Genomic DNA, 6320 nt, shown 5'->3' with positions numbered 1-6320 from the left:
TCTCCACTCCCCCCCCACGGCTTGTCGGCCCCCCCCCCCGTCCCCCCCCCCCCCCCCCCCCCCCCCCCCCCCCCCCCCCCCCCCCCCCCCCCCCCCCCCCCCCCCCCCCCCCCCGCGTGGGGCCCCTTCGAGCGCCCGCGCGACTCGCGTCGAAGGGAGCCCTTTTCCCGTTTCGTACGGCGGCGAAATGTACGGATTGGCCGCTGTGCGCCCTTGACAGCGCGGTGTTGGATCGCCGACACATCGGGCCGGGTCCGGGGGATTGTGTTGCTGCGAACCGGTGACACGCCATAGAGTCGCCAATCGTCGGCATGGTGCCACGCTGACCTATCGATAAGTTTCCTGGTCACGTCCAAGGAGGTAAGACGACTTGTGAATGAGTCGACAATTACTCCCGGAGGTGGTCGATCAGGGATGCCCGCACGGGGTCTGAGCCCGACCGGGCTCGAAGCTGTCGGCTCCGTCGCTGTCCGCACCTTCGCCACCCAACAGCACATGACGACAGCCCCCCAGATGATGGACGGCCCACACGTGAACGCCACGGCCGGCAACGAGAGCAGCCGGGACACCGACCGCTTCGCCGACTTCGCCGAGGTGCCCGAGGGGCACTTCTACGACCCCGACGCCGAATACGAGCCCGACCCGGAGTACGCGGCCACCCTCGCGCCCGACGCGGCGCGCCAGCGCCGCGAGCGCATCGGCCCCACCGGACGGCCCCTGCCGTACTTCCCGATTCCGGGTCCCCTGAACGAGCACGGCCCCGCGAAGATCATCGCGATGTGCAACCAGAAGGGCGGCGTGGGCAAGACCACGTCGACCATCAACCTGGGCGCCGCGCTCGCGGAGTACGGGCGCCGCGTCCTGCTCGTCGACTTCGACCCGCAGGGCGCCCTCTCGGTCGGCCTCGGGGTCAACCCGATGGAGCTCGACCTCACCGTCTACAACCTGCTCATGGAGCGGGGCATGGCGGCCGACGAGGTCCTGCTCAAGACCGCCGTCCCCAACATGGACCTGCTGCCGAGCAACATCGACCTCTCCGCGGCCGAGGTGCAGCTCGTCAGCGAGGTGGCCCGCGAGTCCACCCTCCAGCGCGCCCTGAAGCCGCTGATGGCCGACTACGACTACATCGTGATCGACTGCCAGCCCTCTCTCGGCCTGCTCACCGTGAACGCCCTGACGGCCGCTCACAAGGTCATAGTGCCGCTGGAGTGCGAGTTCTTCGCCCTGCGCGGGGTGGCGCTGCTCACCGAGACCATCGAGAAGGTCCAGGAGCGGCTCAACCCGGAGCTGGAGCTCGACGGCATCCTCGCCACCATGTACGACTCCCGCACGGTGCACAGCCGCGAGGTCCTGGCACGCGTCGTCGAGGCCTTCGACGACCACGTCTACCACACGGTCATCGGGCGCACGGTCCGCTTCCCGGAGACCACCGTCGCCGGCGAGCCCATCACCACGTACGCCTCCAACTCGGTCGGCGCCGCCGCCTATCGCCAGCTCGCCAGGGAGGTGCTCGCCCGGTGTCACGCCGAGTGAGTCTGCCGGGGGCCGACGAGCTGTTCCGTACCACCGGAGGCGGGATGGGCCTCCAGCCGTCCTCCCCGGCGGAGCGGCGGCGCAAGGCGAACGGGGAGGCGCGGGTGCCCGCGCCCGCCGCGGAGAGCGACCCCGCCGGCCCGGCCCAGGCCGGCGCCGAGCGGGCGGGCGGCCGGGAGGAGCACGCGGCGGCCGCCGCCGAGGCGGGCGACTCGCGCGGCCGCGCCGCGTCCGGCGAGAGCCCCGACCCGGCCGAGTCGGCCCCGGCGGTCCAGCCGCAGCGCAGGCGCGGCGGCCGCGGCGCGAACCGCCGCCCCAGCGGCCGGGAACGGCACGACGAGAAGATCACGGTCTACGTCTCCGCCGAGGAGCTGATGGACCTCGAACACGCCCGGCTCGTCCTGCGCGGCGAACACGGCCTCGCCGTCGACCGCGGCCGCATCGTCCGCGAGGCGGTGGCGGTGGTCCTGGCCGATCTGGAGACCCGAGGCGACGCGAGCATCCTCGTACGGCGGTTGCGCGGCCGCTGACCGGCGCGACGCGGGTAGCCTGCCCCGCAGGGCCCACCGGCCGGCGGAACCCGCCCCGCGGGTCCGCCGCGGACCGCGGGGCGGGCCCGCCGCACCGTCCGCCCGAGCCGCCGCCGCACCCCTGGACCGCCATGCCGACGACCGACGAACCTGCCGGCCCGCACCGCCGCGCCCTGGGCCCCGGTCCGGGCGCCGCCCCGGAGGCCGTACCGGAGCCGGAGGCCGGGCCCGTGCCGGACGCGGCCCCCGACTCCGGGCCCGGACAAGGGCCCCCACCGGACACGGCCGCCGGGCCGGGAGCCGATGGCGGGGGAGGGGGCGAGGGCGACGGCAAGCGGTTCACCGTGCGGCTGGTGAACTTCGAGGGCCCCTTCGACCTCCTCCTCCACCTGATCTCCAAGCACAAGCTGGACGTGACCGAGGTCGCGCTCTCGCGGGTCACCGACGAGTTCATGGCGTACCTCCGCGCCCTGGGGCCCGACGGGGACCTCGACCAGACCACCGAGTTCCTGGTCGTCGCCGCCACCCTGCTCGACCTCAAGGCCGCCCGGCTGCTGCCCGCCGCCGAGGTGGAGGACGAGGCGGACCTCGCGCTCCTGGAGGCGCGGGACCTGCTCTTCGCGCGGCTGCTCCAGTACCGCGCGTACAAGAGGATCGCCGACATCTTCAGCGACCGCCTGGAGGCCGAGGCCCGCCGCCGCCCCCGCACGGTCGGCCTGGAGGACCACCACGCCGAGCTGCTGCCCGAGGTCGTCATCGGCATCGGGCCCGAGGGCTTCGCCCGGCTCGCGGTGCGGGCGATGCGGCCGAGGCCGAAGCCGCAGGTGTACGTCGACCACATCCACGCCCCGCTGGTCAGCGTCCGGGAGCAGGCGGGCATCGTGGTGGAGCGGCTGCGCGCTGCGGGGGAGGCGGTCGGCTTCCTGGCGCTGACCGAGGACGCGCCGGACACCCTGACGGTGGTCGCCCGCTTCCTCGCCCTGCTGGAGCTGTACCGGGAGAAGGCGGTCACCCTCGACCAGGACGAGGCGCTGGAGGAGCTGCTGGTCGCCTGGTGCGGCGACGCGGACGCCGAGCCGCTGGTGACGGACGAGTTCGACCAGGAGGTCCGCGAGGCGGCGGCGGCCCGGCCGGGCCGGGCGCGCGGTGAGGACATCGAGGAGGGCGTACGAGCATGAACGAGCAGTCCACCGGCCGCGCCGGCGGCCCGGAGGAGGGCGCGGTCGCCGCGCTCGACCTGAAGCCCGCCCTGGAGGCGGTCCTGATGGTCGTCGACGAGCCCGCCACCGCCGGCCACCTGGCCAAGGTCCTCCAGCGGCCCCGCGGAGCGGTGGAGCAGGCGCTGCGGGAGCTGGCCGAGGAGTACACCGCGCAGCGCCGGGGCTTCGACCTCCGGTTCGTCGCGGGCGGCTGGCGCTTCTCCAGCCGCTCCGCGTACGCCGCCGCGGTGGAGGGGTTCGTCCTGGACGGTCAGCACGCCCGGCTCACCCAGGCCGCGCTGGAGACCCTGGCGGTGGTCGCCTACCGGCAGCCGGTGAGCCGTTCGCGGGTCTCGGCGGTGCGCGGGGTCAACTGCGACGGCGTCATGCGGACCCTGCTCCAGAGGGGCCTGGTGGCGGAGGCGGGCGCGGAACCCGAAACAGGTGCGATCCTGTACAGGACGACGAACTACTTTCTGGAGCGTATGGGCCTGCGAGGCCTGGACGAGCTCCCGGAGCTCGCGCCCTTCCTCCCGGAGGCGGACGCGATCGAGGCTGAGACGCTAGAGGGTGTGCCGTCGTTCGATCCGGACGCACCGGACACCCCGGATACTCACGCAGACGACAAGACGGATTTTTGATGCGAAGCAGTGGCAGGAACAGCGGAAGCGGCAGCGGCGGCAGCGGCCGGAGCGGCAGCGGCGGCGGCAGCCGGAACCCCCGGAGCGGCGGCGCGGGCGGCGGCGGCCGCAGCGGCGGCGGGTCCTTCCGGCAGGGCCAGGGGGGCGGCCAGGGCGGTCGTCCCGGCGGCTCGGGCGGACGCGGCGGCAGCCAGGGCGGGCGCCCCGGCGGTCAGGGCCCCCGCCCCGGCCGCCAGGGCTCCCAGGACGGGCGTCCGAGCTACCAGGGCGGGCGCGACGAGGAGCAGCGCCCCCGCCGCCCGCGCCCGGAGGAGCGCCGCTACGACGTCGGCAACGACGCCCCCGGCGCCCGGCCCGAGCAGGACGGCCCCCGCAAGGGCCGCGGCGCCGCGGCCCGCGGCGGGGCCAAGGGCGGCCCGCGGCCCGCGCAGGGCGGCGCCCGCAGCGGCGGTCCCCGGCGCGGCGCGGCCTCGCGCCCGCGCGAGCTGGACGCCAAGATCGAGCAGCGCAACCGCGACCGGTACGCGAACAAGCCCGACATCAAGCTCCCCAAGACCCATCCGGGGGCGGAGGAGGAGGGCGAGCGCCTGCAGAAGGTCCTGGCCCGCGCCGGCATGGGCTCGCGCCGCGCCTGCGAGGAGCTGATCGAGCAGTCGCGCGTCGAGGTCAACGGCGAGATCGTCGTCGAGCAGGGGATGCGCGTCGACGTGCACCGGGACGAGATCAAGGTGGACGGGCTGACCGTCGCCGCCCAGTCCTACCTCTTCTTCGCGTTGAACAAGCCCGCGGGCGTCGTCTCCTCGATGGAGGACCCGGACGGCCGCCAGTGCCTCGGCGACTACGTGACCAACCGCGAGACGCGGCTGTTCCACGTCGGCCGGCTGGACACCGAGACCGAGGGCATCATCATGCTCACCAACCACGGTGAGCTGGCCCACCGCCTCACGCACCCGAAGTACGGCGTGAAGAAGACCTACCTGGCCGCCGTCCAGGGCCCGCTCCCGCGCGACCTGGGCAAGCGGCTCAAGGACGGCATCCAGTTGGAGGACGGCTACGCCCGCGCCGACCACTTCCGGGTCGTCGAGAACACCGGCAAGAACTACCTGGTCGAGGTGACCCTCCACGAGGGCCGCAAGCACATCGTGCGCCGGATGCTGGCCGAGGCGGGCTTCCCGGTCGAGCGCCTGGTGCGCACCTCCTTCGGGCCGATCCCGCTCGGGGACCAGAAGTCCGGCTGGCTGCGCCGCCTGACCAACACCGAGGTCGGCATGTTGATGCGCGAGGTCGGCCTCTAGGCCCTCCGGCCTGATCCGGACGAGAGGCCCCGGCGGCGCACGCTGCCGCGAAGGCCCGCGGCCGGTCCTGTTCGACGATCCGGACAGGACCGGCCGCGGGCCTTCTGCCGTGCCGCCCCATCCTTTATAGTCAGAGTGACTATTAAGGAGGTGGGCGTGTTCCCCGTCGCCCTCGCCGCGTACGGCCGGACGTCCTGGACCCACGGGGGTGGACCAGGAACCCCGGTGCGCGTCACCACCCGCACCGGAGGGGCCCGGCCGGGCGCGGCGGGGGCTCCGGCGGCTTCCGGGGCCGCGCCCCGGCCCCGCGCCGCCGGCCGGCCGGGGGCGCGATGAGCGCCGCCGTGCCCGAGGACTACGACCCGCACGCGTTCGCCCCGTTCGCGGTCACCGCCGACCTCGCCGTCTTCACGGTCCGGGAGGCCCGGCTGCACGTGCTGCTCGTCGAACGCGGCCAGGAGCCGTACCGGGGCCGGTGGGCGCTGCCCGGCGGCTTCCTCCTGCCGCGCGAGTCGGCGGCGGACGCGGCCCGCCGGGAACTCGCGGAGGAGACCGGCCTCGGGCCGGAGGCCCTGGGCGGGCTGCACCTGGAGCAACTGCGCACCTACACCGAACCGGACCGGGACCCCCGGATGCGGGTCGTCTCCGTCGCGTACGCCGCCCTCCTGCCGGACCTGCCCGAACCGCGCGGCGGCGGGGACGCGGCGCGCGCCCGGTGGCAGGACGCGGCCCGCACCGGACCGCTCGCCTTCGACCACGACCGCATCCTCGCCGACGCCCGCGAACGGATCGGCGCCAAGCTCGAGTACACCTGCCTGGCCACCGCGTTCTGCCCCGACGCCTTCACCCTGGGCGAGCTCCAGCAGGTCTACGAGACGGTGTGGGGCGTCGAGCTGGACCGCCCCAACTTCCGGCGCAAGGTCCTGGGCGCGCCCGGCTTCGTCGAGGCCGTCGAGGGCCGCCCGCGCCGCACGGGCGGGCGGGGGAAGCCGGCCGCGCTCTACCGGGCGGGCGGCGCGACCGCCCTGCACCCGCCGCTGCTGCGCCCGCCCCGCCCCGCCCCCTCGCACTCCGCGCCGACCCGCCCCGCGCCGACGCGCCCCGCCCCGTAAGGACGAGACA

6 protein-coding genes and 1 pseudogene are annotated in these 6320 nt (G+C 74.9%); all 7 read left to right on the top strand.

Annotated features, from left to right (window positions below):
- The first annotated feature begins 414 nt into the window (after positions 1–414).
- The 7 genes and pseudogenes from ACZ6EJ_RS24525 (at position 415) to ACZ6EJ_RS24495 (ending at position 6310) form a co-directional block, all read left to right on the top strand.
- On the top strand, positions 415–1533 hold the full coding sequence (locus ACZ6EJ_RS24525; RefSeq protein ID WP_469270020.1) for a ParA family protein: 1119 nt from the start codon (positions 415–417) through the stop codon (positions 1531–1533).
- Positions 1530–2063: a hypothetical protein gene (locus ACZ6EJ_RS24520; protein ID WP_469270024.1), complete on the top strand. Its 534-nt coding sequence runs from the start codon at positions 1530–1532 to the stop codon at positions 2061–2063. The genes ACZ6EJ_RS24525 and ACZ6EJ_RS24520 overlap by 4 nt, the downstream gene beginning before the upstream one ends.
- A 131-nt stretch (positions 2064–2194) precedes the next feature.
- Complete coding sequence (locus ACZ6EJ_RS24515) at positions 2195–3241, top strand: segregation and condensation protein A (RefSeq protein ID WP_469270019.1); 1047 nt, start codon at positions 2195–2197, stop codon at positions 3239–3241.
- Positions 3238–3903 carry an SMC-Scp complex subunit ScpB gene (gene scpB / locus ACZ6EJ_RS24510; protein WP_469270017.1) on the top strand — a complete coding sequence of 222 codons (666 nt, stop codon included), beginning with the start codon at positions 3238–3240 and terminating at the stop codon, positions 3901–3903. The genes ACZ6EJ_RS24515 and scpB overlap by 4 nt, the downstream gene beginning before the upstream one ends.
- On the top strand, positions 3903–5198 hold the full coding sequence (locus ACZ6EJ_RS24505; protein ID WP_469270015.1) for a pseudouridine synthase: 1296 nt from the start codon (positions 3903–3905) through the stop codon (positions 5196–5198). Before scpB ends, ACZ6EJ_RS24505 begins: the two co-directional genes overlap by 1 nt.
- Positions 5199–5363: 165 nt before the next feature.
- Positions 5364–5474 (top strand): annotated as a pseudogene (locus tag ACZ6EJ_RS24500) (nicotinamide riboside transporter PnuC); the annotation flags it as partial.
- Between the two features lie 56 nt (positions 5475–5530).
- Positions 5531–6310, top strand: a complete 780-nt coding sequence (locus tag ACZ6EJ_RS24495) for an NUDIX domain-containing protein (protein ID WP_469270013.1) — start codon at positions 5531–5533, stop codon at positions 6308–6310.
- Positions 6311–6320: the final 10 nt, after the last annotated feature.

The sequence above is a fragment of the Streptomyces sp. NPDC041970 genome, from assembly GCF_055588985.1.
The sequence above is the reverse complement of the archived record's forward strand: the minus strand, read 5'-3'. Positions and strand labels throughout refer to the sequence as shown.